Raw genomic sequence first — 17,077 nt, 5'->3', positions numbered from 1 at the left:
ATTGACTTTTGAGATACCCTCGTTTATTTAATTATTACTATCTAAAAAACTGCATGAACTGTTGTACGATTCCCTGTGTCATGACATCGGCCATTTCCAGGGCTCCTCTTTCAATGTCTGCAAATATATCGATGCTGTCTTCATAATTCTGTGTCAGAATATCAGTAGCTTCCGTTTTTGTCATAGCCAGGTGATTATAAAGCATTTCCTGCCATTCATCGACCGACCAATTGGGATTGATATTGGAAAGGAATGTTGCAATCTGGTCTGCATTTTCATACCAGCGTTTTTCCGCATCGGAGGCAGCATCAACGTTGCCTTCCTTCGCTGCTATAACAAGTTCATTGGCAATAGTGAGGTGAGTTGTCAGCAGCTCTGCAAATTTTGCTGCTGTATCCTGCCCATAAAACGTTACCAATACCTCTTCGAAATCCTTTGGATTCTGCAGAAGGCGATCTGTTGTAACTTTCAAACTCGGAAGATCAAAAGCTATGCCTTCAATAACCATTCTCGTCCAGTATACATGCTGTAACCATAAAAGCCTCAAATAGTTAGATACGTTTTGTTCAGCCTCGGTGATACACATGGTGATAGGGGGTTGAGGCTGCGGCATTGGCTGTGGAGTCGGCATTGGCTGAGGAGTCGGCATTGGCTGCGGAGTCGGCATTGGCTGTGGAGTCGGCATTGGCTGCGGGGTCGGCATTGGCTGTGGAATCGGCATTGGCTGCGGAGTCGGCATTGGCTGCGGAGTCGGCATTGGCTGCGGAGTCGGCATTGGCTGCGGAGTCGGGCAGATTGGTGGCTGTCTCTGTCCAAATGGGATACAAATCACCTGACCAACAAACAGATTTGTTGGATTAACACCTGGATTTACAGAGATAATCGCTTCAACTGTAGTCTGAAAACGTTGTGCAATAATCCAAAGGGTATCACCAGCCTCTATGATATAAGAATGTAATCCTCCTGGGCAGAGATTCTCGGTGCGTCCCCTTCGACCTTCTTCAGGGCGCTCCCTTCTGCGTTCTTCTTCAGGGCGTTCCCTTCTGCGTTCTTCTTCAGGGCGTTCCCTTCTACGTTCTTCTTCAGGGCGTTCCCTCCTACGTTCTTCCTCCATGCGTCCCCTTCTACGTTCTTCCTCCATGCGTTCCCTTCTGCGCTCTTCCTCCATGCGTTCCCTTCTGCGCTCTTCTTCCGTGCGTTCTTCTCTCCGTCCTTCTTCATTGCGTGGCCGGTTTTGAGGTCTTTCAGGCGCAGCGCATTCTGCTGACCGAGGAATGCAGATTTCCTGGCCAACAAACAGATTACCAGGAGTTATACCCGGGTTAGACTCCATAATTGCTTCTACTGTAGTGCAATGGCGCTGTGAAATAAGCCATAAGGTATCACCGGCCTGAACTGTATAAGGATGTAAACCTTCCGGACACCTGGGCCTTATGTTTCTGCGTCTCCGGTCTTCCTCTATAAAAGCTTGGGACATAGGCTGATTCATAGGCTGGGTCTGAGGCTGGGTCTGAGGCTGGGTCTGAGGCTGGGTCTGAGGCTGAGTCATCGGCTGAGCTTGTGAAGGCATATTACGATTACCGCCCGCCTGTGGAATACAGATAACCTGACCAATGAACAGACGATTCGGATTTAGGCCTGGATTCGCCTCCATAATTTCGTCAATGGATATGGAATGACGCCGCGAAATAAGCCACAGGTTATCTCCGGCTTGAATTGTATAAGATTGCATCGTTCCCGAACAATTATTCATACCGTTTTCCGGAACAGATGTCTGTGGCTGAGTCTGGGTCCTGCGCTGAGGCTGAGTCATTGGACCAGTCGTCGGCTGGGTCTGGGGACCAGTCATTGGTTGAGTCTGGGGTTGTGTCATCGGCTGGGTCTGTGGCCCGGTCATCGGCTGGGTCCGGGGTTGCGTCATAGGCTGGGTCTGTGGCCCGGTCATAGGTTGTGTCTGAGGTCCGGTCATTGGCTGGGTCCGGGGCTGAGTCGCAGGCTGTGTCTGTGGCCCGGTCATAGGTTGTGTCTGAGGTCCGGTCATTGGCTGAGTCCGGGGCTGAGTCGCAGGCTGTGTCTGAGGCCCGGTCATCGGCTGCGTCTGTGATGGCATATTGCGGTTCCTGCTTCCTTGGGGAACGCAGATCACCTGCCCAATCATCAGATTATTGGGGGTTATTCCAGGATTTACAACCATAATTTCCTCTACGGTAGTACGAAAGCGCTGTGAAATAAGCCATAGTGTATCACCGGATTGAATCGTGTAGGAGAGCAATCCTTCAGGGCAAGGAGTCATAAGATTACTGCCTTTCAATTAAGCAATTTTCCATATTTTATGATTTATAAATCAAAATAGTACCTGTCAGCCCATAAAAAATATATTTTTGTAAAATATTGACAAAACAAAACGCCGGAAAGCAGCATTCTCCGGATCATGGATTCCCCTCCTGTTCATGGCATTCCCCTCTCCCGATGCTAACCAAAATCCTGCTGGCAAGTTCTGTCAATAAAATTCAGATAAATTAAGTTTTTTATGACAAAAGTGAAAATTCTTGTAAAAAAACACAAAATATGAATTGCTTAACAAAAAAACTTTTGATATTATTTTATTACAAATTGGTGCATTTTAACACCTTACCTATTAAAATTGCGTAAAGGGGGTCCTATTATGGCAAAAGAGGAAAAAGAAAAAATTTTCATGCAGATGCCGTTAGGCTATGCCTACTATGAAATTATCTTTGGAAGTACGAAACACACACCGGAATATGTTCTTTCAGAAGCAAATGATGCCTTTTTTGATCTTTGGGGCCTTGACAAAGAAAAAGCGCTGCATAAAAACGTATCCCTGCTTTTGAAAGATAAAGCAGAAGCCCCCGCATGGCGTACGTTTCATGAACGCTTAGGGAATGCAGAAAAAGACAAGCATTTCATCGTGATCATTGGGGAACGCAGCTTTAAGGTTACTGTCTACAATCCCACATCAGACGGACTGACGGCTATTTTTGATGACATCACGGAAATCAATGGGGAGCTTGAGTCTCAAAGAGTGAAAAATGAAAGACTAAACCGGGATATTGATGTTTTTTTTAACAGCACCCAGGATGGTTTGTTTTTTCTGGAATATAAAAACGGAGAATTCCGTTATATCCGAAACAATATGGTCCATCAAAGATTGACCGGATTGACCATTCCTCTTATGGAAGGAAAAACACCCATAGAAGCAATGGGTGATGATGTGGGGAGTATTTTGCAGGAAGGATATAAGAAATGTATCGCCTCCGGAGAAACCATAATGTACGAGGAAACCGTAGAGTTTAAGGGAAACCCCAGGAATTGTCTGGTTCGGCTTACCCCTGTTAAGGAAAATCGGAAGGTCTCCTATATTATCGGATCACGAATTGATGTTACAGAATTAAAAAAGCTGCAGGAAGATAAGGAACAACTCCTTGAAAACTTAAATTCCATGTTTACGGAGCACTCTGCAGTCATGCTGATCATTGATATGAATACCGGGAAAATACTTAATGCCAACCCATCAGCCCGCAGCTTTTATGGCTATACCAGGGAAGAAATTTTAACCATGCACATACAGGATATCAGTCAAACTCCTAATGACGCCATCAAACTTATGCGTGTTCAGGCCCTCAATAATGAAAGGCCCTATTCCCAGTTTTCCCACCGCTTAAAGGACGGGACTGTCAAAATGGTAGACGTATATTCCAGTCAAATCACCTATGAAGGAAAAAGCCAGCTCTTCTCCATTATCTTTGACGTATCAGACCGGGAAAAATTCAGATACGACCTTTATTGGGACAAAGAATTGTTAAGCGTTACCCTTAACTCCATTGGTGATGGCGTCGTTACCACTGATAACGAAGGAAAAATTACCTATTTAAATCAGGCCGCTCAGGAAATCACTAGCTGGAATAATGAGACTGCAATCGGAAGGCCTTTTGAGGAAATCTTTGATTTAAGGAATGAAACCTCCGGAGAAGCCATCTCAAACCCGATCCGTGCCGTTCTTAAAACGGAAAAGATCGTGGAATTTGCCAATCATACCGTTCTTTTAAACAGACAGGGAGATTTTATTCCCATTACAGACAGCGCCGCGCCCATCAAGGATCAAACAGGACATATGTACGGCGTTGTCATGGTCTTTCACGATGTAAGCCACGAAAAAAAGCAGCAGAGACGGATTATGTACTTAAGCTATCATGATTCATTGACTGAAATCTTCAACCGCAGGTACGTGGAGGAGGAAATGATCCGGATCGATAGGGCCTCTATGCTGCCTATTACGGTAATCATGGGGGATGTAAATGGCCTAAAGGTAACCAATGACGTCTTTGGCCACAAAACAGGGGATTTCCTTTTAAAGGAAGTTGCGAAAATATTTAAACATGCCTTACCGAAAAACGGGATCGCAGGCAGATGGGGCGGAGACGAATTCCTGATCCTGCTGCCGAAAACCGATACCGCTTCTGCCCAGGATCTCATACAGAAGCTGGAGGAGGAATTTAAGCAAAATGACCGCCTTCCCCTGCAGATCAGCGTATCCCTGGGATTTGATGTTAAATACAGCGTGTATGAAAATCTTCATCAGGTACTGCAAAAAGCGGAAGAACAAATGTATCATAAGAAGCTCTTAGAAGGAAAAAGCTACCGCAACCGAATCATAAATACCCTTTTGGCCACATTGCATGAAAAGAGCATGGAAACGGAAGAACATACCTTAAGGATTGAAACCTACTGTATCGCAATGGCCCAAAAGCTGGACCTGGCTCCTGAAGAAAAAAATGATTTATCCCTTCTGTCCATGCTCCACGATATCGGAAAAGTCGGAATCAGTATGGAGATCTTAAAGAAACCTGGCCCCTTAAGTGATGAGGAATGGAAAGAGATGAAACGCCATCCAGAAATCGGCTACCGCATCGCCCAAAACACTCCTGAGCTCTCTACTGTATCTGATTATATCCTCTCCCATCATGAGAGATGGGATGGGTCCGGCTATCCCAGAGGCTTAAAAGAAACTGAAATCCCACTGCTATGCCGCATTCTTGCAGTTGCCGATGCATTTGATGCCATGACAAGCAATCTGGCTTACCGCAAGGCTATGGACAGCCTGGATGCAATGGAAGAAATCAGACGCTGTTCCGGAACACAGTTTGACCCTGAGATCGCCAAACTGTTTCTGGATCTTAACAAAATTTACTGATAAGCTGAGCCCGAACCAAATGTCCTCCTTTTTAATAACATGGTATTAGGAAAGGAGGCAATCCTCATGAACACCTGTAATTTTAACGGGCTTACCGGTCGTGTTGTAACTCCAGACGACCCTTGTTATCATGAACTAAGACAAGTATATAACAGAGCAGTCCAAAAATTCCCCCTGGCCATCGTCTACTGCCAGAATCAGGAAGATGTCAGCAATGCTGTTTTGTGGTCCCGAAGAAACCACATCTGCCTGCGGATCCGAAACGGAGGCCATAACTATGAAGGCTACTCCACCGGAGATGATATACTTGACATTGATTTAAGTGAAATGAACCAGCTTGCCATAGATGAAAACGCCCATTTACTTCACGTTCAGGGAGGCGTAACTAACAAACAGCTATACGAATTCGTCTCATCAAAAGGTTACCCCTTCCCTGGCGGGACCTGCCCCACGGTTGGGGTAGGCGGATATGCCTTAGGCGGAGGCTTCGGACTCTCCTGCCGCTACTTTGGACTTGGCTGTGACAATCTTTTGGAAATCCGTATGGTCAATTACGAAGGCTGCATTATAAAAGCCAATTCACAGGTAAATTCCGATTTATTTTGGGCCTGCCGGGGAGCGGGGGGAGGAAACTTTGGCGTAATCGTTTCCATGACATTCCGCCTTCCTCAGAAGGTAAATAAAGTTACACTCATTGACATAAGATATCCCCATGCAAACCAGGAAAAGCAGTCTTCGTTTCTGCTGACCTGGCAGGACTGGCTGAAAGATGCCGATCAGAGAGTAACCTTAATCTCAAGGATTTACAATGACCTAATGGAGGGACTTGCAATTATCGCAAGAGGTATCTTTTATGGACCTCCTGAAGTAGCCCTGGGAATCATTGCTCCCCTCCTTGAGCTTGGAGGTGTAAAATACAGTTTAAAATACGTGACCTTCTTAGAAGCTGTTACAATTATCGGGGATTTTTATCCACCCTTTGAAAAGTTCAAATCAGCAAGCCGTTTTGCTGTGCGGGACTTTAGCAGCTGTGAAAGCTTAAATATTGCCGGGCTTATAAAAGAACGGGCCGAAGGCTCCGTCTATGCCAGCATTTCCTTTTATGCCCTGGGAGGTAGAGTGGCGGAGGTGGATGTGGATGAAACCGCGTTTTTCTTCCGCGATGCCCACTTTATTGTCTGGCTTGACACCGTATTTGAAGACCATCGATGCCAAAATGCTGCCTGGGTAGCTGATAGATACAGCTATTTGAAATCAGTTACCGACGGCTCCTATGTAAATTTCCCCTATGCATGCCTTCCCTGCTACCTTGAAGAATATTATGGTACCCATGTTTGCAGATTAAAAGAGGTAAAGGAGAAATATGATCCGCTCAACATTTTTACTTTTCCTCAGGGGATCGGCGAGTTTTTTAACATGGACTTTACAGCATCTAAATGCTGTAACCTTTCCTGGTAACCTTTTTAAATGGCAAAGGTATGAATGCAAAAGCACCCTCGCGCAAATCAGGATTCACGCGGGGGTGCTTTTGTGGGGTCGGCCTGGCCTAAAATCTGGTACAGAAGCCGGTATAAGGTTATAAACTCGTCCTTATTTACAGGTACACATTGGGAGATCCGGTCAGGAATGGTTACAGCCTGGTCTTTTAGCTGTTCTCCCTTTTCCGTCAGTTCAACGATCACACTTCTCTCGTCTTCCTTGGCACGGCTCCGTTTGAGCAGGCCGGCAGCTTCCATCTTTTTTAACAAAGGAGTCAGGGTGCCGCTGTCCAGATACAAAAGCTCTCCCATTTTTTTAATGGTGACCTGCCTTCTCTCCCATAATACCATCATGGCGATATACTGGGTATAGGTCAGACCGATCTCATCAAGGAATGGTTTATACCATTTGATGATCTCACGGGAGCAGGCATAAAGCGGAAAACATAGCTGGTTCTCCAATTTTAATTTTTCATAGTCCATAACTTCTATCCTCTCTCCCATTGCGATCCTCGCTACGTTTTTTTATAATAGACTCTTTACAACTTCTTTTACATACTTCATATCCGCGGTCGGCTCAAAGCGCCTGACCACATTCCCCTGGCGATCCACAAGGAATTTGGTGAAATTCCACTTAATATCCGGTTCATTTTTATAATTAGGATTAAGCGCTTCAAACTTCTGTTCCAGGCGGGAAGTCAGCTCGTGTCCCGGGTCAAAGCCTTCAAAGCCCTTTTCATTCACCAGGTAATGGTACAGAGGAATCGCATTCTCTCCATTTACGTCAATCTTTGCAAACTGGGGAAAGGTGACTCCAAAGCGTCCGGTACAAAAGGAATGAATTTCTTCGTTATCGCCAGGCGCCTGGTTTCCAAACTGGTTGCAGGGAAAATCAAGAATCTCAAATCCTTTGACACCATATTCGTCATACATGGCCTGAAGGTCCGTATACTGGGGAGTAAATCCGCAAACCGTTGCCGTATTGACGATCAGTAACACTTTGCCTGCAAAATCGGATAAAGGGTTCTCTGTGCCATCCATCTCTTTCACTGTAAAATCATAAACAGACATATCATGGTCCTCCTTTTTATATTATGCAAAATTATATTTATTAAAATCATACTTATCATAAAACTTTATTCATCATTTGTCAATGGTGTTATAAAATTTAATTGTGTAAAATTAAAATTTCATAGGTTTACTTAATTAATGCGGCCAGAAAAACGAATGATCTATATCACGAACTGTTATGTGACTCAATCACAGACATCTTTTAAATTCTTGTTTATACTTAACGAAACAACATGTGACCATTCGTAAATTTAAAAATATAGCAGGAGGCATATTATGAAGAAAATTGTAATTATCGGCGGAGTAGCCGGAGGAGCCAGCTGTGCAGCCAGGCTGCGCAGGCTTGACGAGGAGGCAAATATCATTATGTTTGAACGGGGAGAATACATTTCCTACGCCAACTGCGGCCTTCCTTATCATGTAGGAGATGTGATTAAATCCAGAGACGCATTGCTGCTGCAGTCGCCGGAAGCAATGAAAAAGAAATATAATATTGATGTTAGAGTAAAAAATGAAGTCACCTCCATTGACCGGGAGAATAAAAAAATTACGGTCCGCAGGCTGGATTCTGGAGAAACTTATGAGGAAACCTATGACACCTTAGTCATTTCCACTGGTTCATCACCGGTCCGCCCGCCCATTCCAGGAATCGGATCTTCCCGTATCCAGACTCTTTGGACGGTTCCTGATACTGACCGCATCCGCGCTCTTATAAAAGAAAATAAAATTAAAACAGCCGCTGTCATCGGCGGAGGCTTTATTGGCCTTGAAATGGCTGAAAACCTCCGTCACGCAGGTCTTTCTGTTTCCCTCATTGAGATGCTGGACCAGGTTATGACGCCTGTTGACTACGAAATGGCTCAGCTGCTCCACGAGCACATTCTGCAAAACGGGGTAGACCTCCATTTAAGTGACGGTGTCGCTGCATTTGAAGATCAGGATGGATCTGTGGCCATTACTTTAAAAAGCGGGAAAACCATCTCCGCAGAACTGGTCATCCTCTCCATCGGTGTACGGCCCAACAGCGAACTGGCAAAGGCAGCCGGCCTTTCCGTCAATGAGCGCGGCGGTATTGTGGTAGATGAATATTTAAGGACTTCGGATCCGGATATCTATTCCGTAGGCGATGTGATTCAGGTCGATGACCTTATATTCCAGGAACCGGCTATGGTCCCCCTTGCAGGACCTGCCAACAAACAGGGACGCATTGCAGCCAATAATATTGCAGGAGCCCAGGAAACCTATAAAAAAACCCAGGGAACATCGGTTGCAAAAGTATTTGATTTAGCTGTAGCATCCACCGGTGCAAATGAAAAGGCACTGCTCAAGAGGGGTTTTCAAAAGGGAAGGGACTATGAAAGCATCATCATTACCCAGAATTCCCATGCAGGCTATTATCCCGGCGCCGTGCCCATAACTCTGAAGCTTCTTTTCTCCACCGATGGGAAAAAGATCTTCGGAGCACAGATTGTGGGCCGTGACGGAGTTGATAAGCGGATTGATACTCTGGCGGTGTCCATCCGCCTTGGTGCAGGAATCTCTGATTTAAAGAGCCTGGAGCTTGCTTATGCTCCTCCTTTCTCCTCAGCAAAGGATCCGGTCAACATGGCTGGATTTGTGGCTGAAAACCTGATTACCGGTAAGGTTGCATTTTCCTCCTGGGATGCTGTGGAGCAAAACCCGGAGACCGTACTGCTTGATGTCAGAGAGGATGCAGAGCTAATGGCCTTTTCCCTGCCAAATGCAAAGCATATTCCTTTAGGACAGTTAAGAAACCGCTTAAAAGAACTGGATCCTTCAAAGAAAATCATCGTCTTCTGCGCCATTGGAGTCCGGGCTTACAATGCTGCCCGCCTCCTGATGCAGAACGGCTTTCATAATATCAAGCTTTATCCAGGCGGCGCCAGATTCTATCAGTCGACCCATTATACGGCGGAAGGGGTTCTTCCTTCCGAACAAACCGTTTATTCCGACAGCGGCCAGATGGAAACGAAAAATATTCCCACCTCTGCCATGCGCATAGACTGCAGCGGCATGCAGTGCCCCGGACCCATCATGAAGGTGTTTGAAACCATGAAGGAGATGCCGGATGGAGCAGTCATGGAGGTGTCTGCCTCTGATCCCGGTTTTACCCGCGACATCGGCGCCTGGTGCAGACGAACCGGTAATGAGCTTATGACCTGTGAACTCCGCGGAAAAGATTACGTTGCCCTGGTGAAGAAAGGAACTCCTGCTGCCCCTGAAAAAACGGAAGCAGCCGAAGGAAAGACCATCATCGTATTTTCCGGTGATCTTGACAAGGTTTTGGCAAGCTTTATCATTGCTAATGGCGCTGCCGCTATGGGCAGACCTGTTACCATGTTCTTTACCTTCTGGGGATTGACGGCATTAAGAAAGTCAGAAAAACAGCCGGTCCGCAAATCACTGGTGGAATCCATGTTTGGATTCATGCTTCCCAGAGGAAGTAAAAAATTAAAATTATCAAAAATGAATATGGGCGGCATGGGAACCGCCATGATGAAAAAGATCATGAACGATAAAAATGTGGATTCACTGGAAACCCTGATCCAGAAGGCCATGAAATCCGGAGTAAAAATTGTTGCCTGTACCATGAGCATGGATGTCATGGGAATCCGGGCCGAGGAGTTGATCGACGGAGTGGAACTTGGAGGCGTAGGCGCTTATCTGGGGGATGCGGAAGAATCCAATGTGAACTTATTTATTTAGAATAGAAAACTATTGAATCGATACAGGCAGAAGATATGTGTTTAGTAATTAGGCGGGTCCGTAATATTTGTACGGATACCCGCCTTTTTATGTTTCACATATAGTAATACCCTCTCCTTCTGAATTTATATTTACCACATTTTAGCCTGAAATAAACACTTGACACATTCCCCATTATGCCTTATTATTACTTTATCGAAGCATTTTAAGGAATAATAAGGAGTGATTAATATGAAAGAGAAATATTATTCAGTAGAACAAATATCAGAAATGCTCAATATCCACCCAAAGACAATCCAGCGCTACATCAGGGAAGGCAAGCTGAGAGCAGGAAAGATCGGAAAAAGCTGGAGAGTGACCGGACATGACTTAAGTGTTTTTATGGAAAGCACAAAATTACCAAGCGGAAAGGGAACCAGCCATTCTATTAATAAATCCGACTATGAAATAAAGGTATCTTCCGTAATTGATATCGATGTCGAGGGTATGGATGATGCCATTCGTATTATGAATACCGTTACTGCCGCGCTGAATACCAATCTCCCGGAATATGGCCATCCGACCATGCATGCACAATTTCTGGAATCAGAATGCAAAGTTCGTGTCACCATATGGGGGAACATCCAATTTGCACAGGCAATCATTCAGTTAATTATGGAATTGGTTGAAACGATTAGACAGGAGGATTATTAATGAAGCCCATACAAAATAAGGTATTCAAGTCCCCGGAAGGGAAAGAAAGAGTACTATCTATTTATAATCAAATATTAAGTCAATTTCCAGCTAAGCAGCGTTATACAGACACCATATATGGAAAGACCTTTGTACTAGAATGCGGACTTCCGGAAAACCCGCCTCTTCTACTGCTCCACGGCTCATGCAGCAACAGTGCCTTCTGGGCGGCAGAAATCTCCGCATTATCAAAAAATCATCATGTATTCGCTATCGATATGATTGGTGAAGCTGGTAACAGTGAGGAAAACAGGTATGACCCTGCTGCCGATGAATATGCATTATGGTTGAAAGAAGTTCTGGATAAATTACAGATTTGCCGCGTAATAATCATGGGAAATTCATTTGGTGCATGGATGGCTTTGAAATTCGCAACAGCATTTCCTGAATATGTGGCAAAGCTTATTTTAATTTCTCCATCAGGCATCACTCCAATCCGCCAGGAGTTTATTTCTAAGTCGGCGGAATATGTTTCCCGGGACAAAAATAGTACAGAGCCATTTGATGATTCCATAATTGGCGAAAGTGATATACCTCAAAAGGCAAAGGATTTTATTATGCTGATCGTGCAAAACTTTATTCCCATGACGGATGCACTGCCGGTTTTTGCAGATAGTCAATTAAAAAGACTTACCATGCCTGTACTTCTGATTGCCGGAGAAAATGATGTCACCATTGATGCTCATGAAACGGCACGCAGGCTTGCTGCCCTGGCTCCAATGTCCGAAACCCACATTCTTCAAGGCTGCGGGCATATACTGACAAATATATTGGATATAACAGTTCCATTTCTAGAGAAAGAAGGATTTAGATGAGATGAATATAAAAACAATAAGAAACCAGAATATTGTAATTCTTAATAAGGACGAAAAGATATCCACCGCTCAAGATATACTTGATATAATGGCTTCGTCCCAATACCAATGTGATTGCATCGGCATGACCCTGTATAAAGAAAGCCTTGATGAAAGCTTCTTTGATCTTAAAACAGGTATAGCAGGGGAAATCCTGCAGAAATTTTCAAACTACCGTTTTAAGCTTGCAATCATAGGGGATTTTTCAAACTATACCAGCAAAAGTCTAAGGGATTTTATTTATGAATGCAACAAGGGAAACCAGATCTATTTTAAGAATGACTTAGATAGCGCCTTGTCGGCGCTGGTACCGGAAAAATCCATGGAACGTTAAAACTGGTTCCATGATATACCGTTAGACATGGAAACGGCGGCTTTGAAATCACAATCAAAGCCGCCGTTTTATGCGTTCCTTTATAGCTCAATTCCTCTAAGCTTAATATAATCCTTAATCAGCTTCGCGGTCTGCTCTAAGTCAATGCTGCTGGTATTGATTATCAGATCATAATTGTTCCAATTTTCCCAGTTTTCGCCGGTATAGTAGCGGTAATACTCCTTCCGCTCCCGGTTAATCTTCTTAACACGCTTTGCCGCTTCCTTCTCATCAACCTTATCCACTTCCATGGTGCGCTTGATGAGGGTTTCCGTGTCTGCGTAAACAAAGATTTTTACCAGGCCCGGAAATTCTTCCTTTTCACGGCCTAAGATATAATCCCCGCACCGTCCGGCAATAATGCAGGACTCTTCCGAAGCCAGCTCTTTTATGACCTGGGACTGGAAACGGAACAGATTCTCCGGTTTTACAATGTCCGCATCCGTAGAGGGTTTCCCAAGCTGGGGCTTTAAGCCGCTTACGATCTTATAAAGCAGATTACTACCCGCCTTTTCATCCGCCAGACGGAAAAACACCTCTCCAACTGCGCTTTGCTCCGAAGTTATGGACAAAATCTCTTCATCATAAAAATGAATTCCCAGCTCCTCTGCAAGGGCTTTTCCCACGATTCGGCCGCCGCTGCCGTACTGCCTTCCTATGGTGATGACCAGATTTTTCTTTTCTTTCATAATGCCTCCTTCTGCCCACGTTCTTTTCTAACGTTTCTTAATTATATTTTACTCCATTTTGGCAGAATTTACAATTATTATTGATTGATTATCTCATTGAAGCAGATGGCTCCATATGGCCTGATGCTCATTCGGTAAGCATTGCCCTCTCCCATGGCTTTCTCAATATAGGAAATATATTCATCTACCAGCTCATTAGGCAGCATGGTCATGATGACACCGGCAAATCCGCCTCCATGTATTCTGCATGCACCTGTATTTTTCTCTGCCAGGAAAAGTTCCGTAAGAGCCAGGGCAATGGTGATTCCCTGCTCCTGGAAACTGGTGTTGGTAAAGCAGTTCTGTAGCCATTTCCAGGAGGAATTTCCAGATTCGGTGATTTTCTTTAAAAAGTCCTCAAACCGGTTTTCTTTTAAAGCAGCCACTTCTGCCTCTACTCTCTTATTCTCTTCAAAGAAATGGAGGGCGCGAAGGACAGAACGGTCACCGGCAAAATCCCTGATTTCCTGTAAATTGTCAATGACCTCTTTTTCCGTGATTTCAGCACATACTTCTTTTCCGAAGAATTCTGCAACCTTTTTCATTTCTGCCGGAACCGAGGAATAATCTGCGCTTAAATCCGCATGGCCTTTTCCTGTATTGACAATAATAAGGCTGTGATTCTTAGAGCCAAAATCAAAATCAATCTTCTCTACGACCGGAACTGCCGGGTCCTTAAAATCAATGGTAATAAGTCCCCCTACTGCACATGCCATCTGATCCAAAAGGCCGGAAGCCTTGTCCCAGTACACGTTTTCAGAAAACTTGCCGATATGGGCATATGCCACGGCATCCATGGCGCTATTGTTAAAGAATGTATTTAAAATAGAGCAGAGCAGCATCTCAAAGGAAGCAGAGGAGCTGACACCTGCCGCACTGATGACATTGCTTGTTACGCAGGCATCAAAGCCGCCGATCTCATACCCTTCCTCTAAGAAGCCTTTTAAAAGACCTTTTACCAGGTCAATGGTTCCTGCCTTCTTATCGCTTGGAGCTAGGTCATCCAGATCGATCTCAAAGCTCTGGTTATAAGTTTCACTGATAATATTCACTTTTCTGCTGTTGTTTTTTGCAGCTACTCCCACACAATCCAGATTAATGCTTCCAGCCAGCACTTTTCCATGGTTATGATCGGTATGGTTTCCGCTGATCTCCGTGCGCCCTGGTGAGGAAAACAGCATCACATCATCCTCTGGAAATTTCTTCTGGAAGTTTCCTATAAGGCTCTGATAACGTTCAATGTTCTCCCTGACTGCCTCTTTTCCATATAAAGCAGTCATAAGCTTTTCAGACTCCTTAGACTCCAGCAGCTGAATCGTATCACTTATCTTCATGTCACTTGCTCTCCTTTTCCGATTTACTGCCCACGCTTTTGGGCTGGGCACACCCAATTTATATAGTAACCTGGAAGGTTTCCCCCATTCATTGACAAAGCATTGTCATTGCTACGAGTATATCATAAATGCCAAAGATTTCACAATATAATATTTTACGAAAACCTATAAAATAATTTGACAGGTCATCCAGGAGACCCGTATAATGAAACAAACAAAAATAAGTGCAAAGGAAATACCCCATTGGCATACCTTTATGCCCAAAAAGCGTGGGCAGAAAAGAGGAAACACCCTGAGGGCATACCTTTATGCCCAGAAAGCACGGGCAGAAAAGAGGAAACACCCTGCGGGTATACCTTTATGCCCAAAAAGCGTGGGCGGAAAAGAGGAAACCATGTTCTGGAACGAAAAACCTTACCATTCCCTGGACTATGAAATGAAAAAACAATACGGACAAAAAGTCTATAAACTGGCTCTTGACGGCGGCATGACCTGTCCTAACCGGGATGGGACCCTGGGAACCGGGGGATGCATTTTCTGCAGCGGCGGGGGATCAGGAGAATTTGCGGAATCCCTGAACCTCCATTCCTCCGTTACGGAACAGATTGAATCTGCCCGCAAAAGGATCCAGGGTAAAATAAAGACCGAAGAAGGCCGTTTCATCGCCTATTTTCAGTCTTATACCAACACCTATGCTCCCGTACCCTATCTGGAAGAGCTGTTTACCCAGGCCATCTGCCATCCGGATGTGGCGGTCCTCTCCATTGCCACCCGTCCCGACTGCCTTCCGCCTGATGTCCTAAATCTTTTAATAAGATTAAATAAAATAAAGCCTGTCTGGGTAGAGCTGGGGCTTCAGACCATCCATGAATCCACAGCAGATCATATCCGCAGAGGATATCCCCTTCATACGTTCTATGAAGCCTACCAGAATTTAAAGGAAGCCGGTCTTACGGTCATCGCTCATGTCATTTTAGGGCTTCCGGGAGAAACCAGGGATATGATTTTGGAAACTGTAAACTATCTGGGTCATCTGGGAGAACATGGAATCGATGGAATTAAACTTCAGCTTCTTCATGTGTTAAAAGGAACTGATCTTGCCGCAGAATATGATAAAGGCCTGGTTCCTGTCTATACCCTGGAAGAATACACAGACCTGGTGATCGACTGCATCGCCCTCCTTCCGGCCGAGGTGGTCATACACCGGATCAGCGGAGATGGACCGAAAAAACTTCTTCTTTCGCCTTTATGGAGCGGAAATAAAAAGCTGGTCCTCGGCACTCTGGCTAAACGGCTAAAAGAACGAGGCATCTGCCAGGGTGACAGATACCTCGTCTGAGTTTAATTTTTATTATTGTGAATAATGCCGTTTTCATCAATTGATACATCAAAGGATATGCTCTGGATATATTGGTAAAATTCCCGGATCTCGTCTTCCTGGGTCAGCTTCCTGGTATATCCTGCCTTTGATGTCCCCGGGACTAAGGACAATGTGGTGCTTCCCTGGGCAAAATCCACCTGTGCCCTTATAAGGGCTGTCTTTGGGATGCTGCTTCCAAAGATGAAATTTCCCATGCTGTAGCAGATAGGCTTGCCGTTGTAATATTCAATTCCCTGAAGAACATGAGGATGGCTTCCCATCACTAAGTCAGCCCCTGCGTCGATGATCTGCTTTCCTAAAGCCCTCTGATATTCCTGAGGCTTCTCATCCCGCTCCACACCCCAGTGGACATAAACCACCAGATAATCACAACTTTCTTTTGCCTTTTTTATTTCTTCCAAAAGGATGGTGGGATCATAACCGCTTACCATACCTGGCTTTTTGCTGTTCGCCACCCAGTTAGGATCGGGATAGACCCTGGACGCTCCCAGAAAGCCTATGGCCTTTCCATTCACTTCTATCTTCTCAAGCTGTTTGGCACGGTTCATATCAGGGCCTGCCCCCACGTACTTAATACCGGCTCCATCCAGGGCCGTGCAGGTATCCACAAGGGCATCTGTTCCATAGTCAAGGGAATGGTTATTGGCCAGAGTAACGATGTCAACTCCGATTTCATTCATCAGGGAGACTTTGGAAGGCGGCAGTCGGAATGTAAACTGCTTATCCGGTGCAGCAGAGCCCCTGTCGCTGAAAGGAAACTCCTGGTTGGCCATAAAGATATCCGTATTGCTGATTTCACTCCGATATCCTTCGTCCAGGACACCATTCATGCCCCCCACCTTATCATAAGCTGCCATCACATGACTAGATAGTAATATATCACCTGCAAAGAGGAGCTGAACGGCTGATTTTTGCTCTGTTTCTTCCTCAATTGGAGCGGTTTCTTCCTGAGACTGGGATTCTTCCACCGTCAGGACTTCCGTTTCCCCTGATGTCTCAGGCTCTGAATGGGTCAGGCTTTCCCTTGGAACGGCCTGTTTTCCATTCCATTCACCTACCCCGATCCACCCGACAAGCAAAATAAACAGCACTATGGGTAGGAAAATCAGAATCTTCATCAGCCCATTTTTTTTCTTCATCTACTCCTCCTGATTGTTGACTATTTCCACATGAGTTTTCATTTTTCA

At 45.0% G+C, this 17,077-nt stretch carries 13 protein-coding genes; 7 read left to right on the top strand and 6 right to left on the bottom strand.

Features of this window, described 5'->3' with window-relative positions:
• Nucleotides 1-37: 37 nt before the first annotated feature.
• Nucleotides 38-2,293, bottom strand: a complete 2,256-nt coding sequence (locus tag BMW45_RS28475; protein WP_242883011.1) for a LysM peptidoglycan-binding domain-containing protein — start codon at nucleotides 2,291-2,293, stop codon at nucleotides 38-40.
• A gap of 372 nt (nucleotides 2,294-2,665) precedes the next feature.
• On the opposite strand from BMW45_RS28475, the gene BMW45_RS12780 reads away from it, so the two are divergent.
• On the top strand, nucleotides 2,666-5,212 hold the full coding sequence (locus BMW45_RS12780; protein ID WP_092244154.1) for a PAS domain S-box protein: 2,547 nt from the start codon (nucleotides 2,666-2,668) through the stop codon (nucleotides 5,210-5,212).
• A gap of 66 nt (nucleotides 5,213-5,278) precedes the next feature.
• Complete coding sequence (locus BMW45_RS12775; RefSeq protein WP_092244151.1) at nucleotides 5,279-6,670, top strand: FAD-binding oxidoreductase; 1,392 nt, start codon at nucleotides 5,279-5,281, stop codon at nucleotides 6,668-6,670.
• 47 nt (nucleotides 6,671-6,717) lie between these two features.
• Here BMW45_RS12775 and BMW45_RS12770 read toward each other — a convergent pair whose 3' ends face one another.
• The gene (locus BMW45_RS12770) at nucleotides 6,718-7,194 is read right to left on the bottom strand and encodes a MarR family winged helix-turn-helix transcriptional regulator (protein WP_278320790.1); all 477 of its coding nucleotides are present in this window, start codon (nucleotides 7,192-7,194) and stop codon (nucleotides 6,718-6,720) included.
• Between the two features lie 21 nt (nucleotides 7,195-7,215).
• Nucleotides 7,216-7,761: a glutathione peroxidase gene (locus BMW45_RS12765; protein ID WP_092244145.1), complete on the bottom strand. Its 546-nt coding sequence runs from the start codon at nucleotides 7,759-7,761 to the stop codon at nucleotides 7,216-7,218.
• Between the two features lie 276 nt (nucleotides 7,762-8,037).
• Here BMW45_RS12765 and BMW45_RS12760 point away from each other — a divergent pair, with 276 nt between their 5' ends.
• From BMW45_RS12760 to BMW45_RS12745, 4 genes are all read left to right on the top strand, one after another.
• Nucleotides 8,038-10,488, top strand: coding sequence for an FAD-dependent oxidoreductase (locus BMW45_RS12760; protein WP_092244142.1), 2,451 nt, complete (start codon nucleotides 8,038-8,040; stop codon nucleotides 10,486-10,488).
• A gap of 231 nt (nucleotides 10,489-10,719) precedes the next feature.
• Nucleotides 10,720-11,181 (top strand): helix-turn-helix domain-containing protein, encoded by a 462-nt coding sequence (locus tag BMW45_RS12755; RefSeq protein WP_092244139.1) that lies wholly within the window; start codon nucleotides 10,720-10,722, stop codon nucleotides 11,179-11,181.
• Entirely contained in the window at nucleotides 11,181-12,035 is an 855-nt protein-coding gene (locus tag BMW45_RS12750) for an alpha/beta fold hydrolase (RefSeq protein WP_092244136.1), read from the top strand. The genes BMW45_RS12755 and BMW45_RS12750 overlap by 1 nt, the downstream gene beginning before the upstream one ends.
• Nucleotide 12,036: 1 nt before the next feature.
• Nucleotides 12,037-12,408, top strand: coding sequence for a DUF4180 domain-containing protein (locus BMW45_RS12745; protein WP_092244133.1), 372 nt, complete (start codon nucleotides 12,037-12,039; stop codon nucleotides 12,406-12,408).
• An 80-nt stretch (nucleotides 12,409-12,488) separates the two neighbouring features.
• Here BMW45_RS12745 and BMW45_RS12740 read toward each other — a convergent pair whose 3' ends face one another.
• The gene (locus BMW45_RS12740; RefSeq protein ID WP_025234549.1) at nucleotides 12,489-13,136 is read right to left on the bottom strand and encodes a cytidylate kinase-like family protein; all 648 of its coding nucleotides are present in this window, start codon (nucleotides 13,134-13,136) and stop codon (nucleotides 12,489-12,491) included.
• A gap of 77 nt (nucleotides 13,137-13,213) precedes the next feature.
• Nucleotides 13,214-14,509, bottom strand: a complete 1,296-nt coding sequence (locus BMW45_RS12735; RefSeq protein WP_092244130.1) for a galactokinase — start codon at nucleotides 14,507-14,509, stop codon at nucleotides 13,214-13,216.
• A gap of 394 nt (nucleotides 14,510-14,903) precedes the next feature.
• Between BMW45_RS12735 and mnmL the strand changes: the two genes are divergently transcribed.
• On the top strand, nucleotides 14,904-15,848 hold the full coding sequence (gene mnmL / locus BMW45_RS12730) for a tRNA modification radical SAM protein MnmL/YtqA (RefSeq protein ID WP_092246436.1): 945 nt from the start codon (nucleotides 14,904-14,906) through the stop codon (nucleotides 15,846-15,848).
• A gap of 2 nt (nucleotides 15,849-15,850) precedes the next feature.
• Here the strand turns inward: mnmL and BMW45_RS12725 are convergent, their stop codons facing one another.
• Complete coding sequence (locus BMW45_RS12725) at nucleotides 15,851-17,029, bottom strand: CapA family protein (protein WP_092244128.1); 1,179 nt, start codon at nucleotides 17,027-17,029, stop codon at nucleotides 15,851-15,853.
• Between the last annotated feature and the right edge of the window lie 48 nt (nucleotides 17,030-17,077).

This window comes from Lacrimispora sphenoides (assembly GCF_900105215.1).
Lineage (GTDB): Bacteria > Bacillota > Clostridia > Lachnospirales > Lachnospiraceae > Lacrimispora > Lacrimispora sphenoides_A.
Note: the sequence above shows the minus strand (reverse complement) of the source record. Positions and strands in the feature narration are given on the sequence as shown.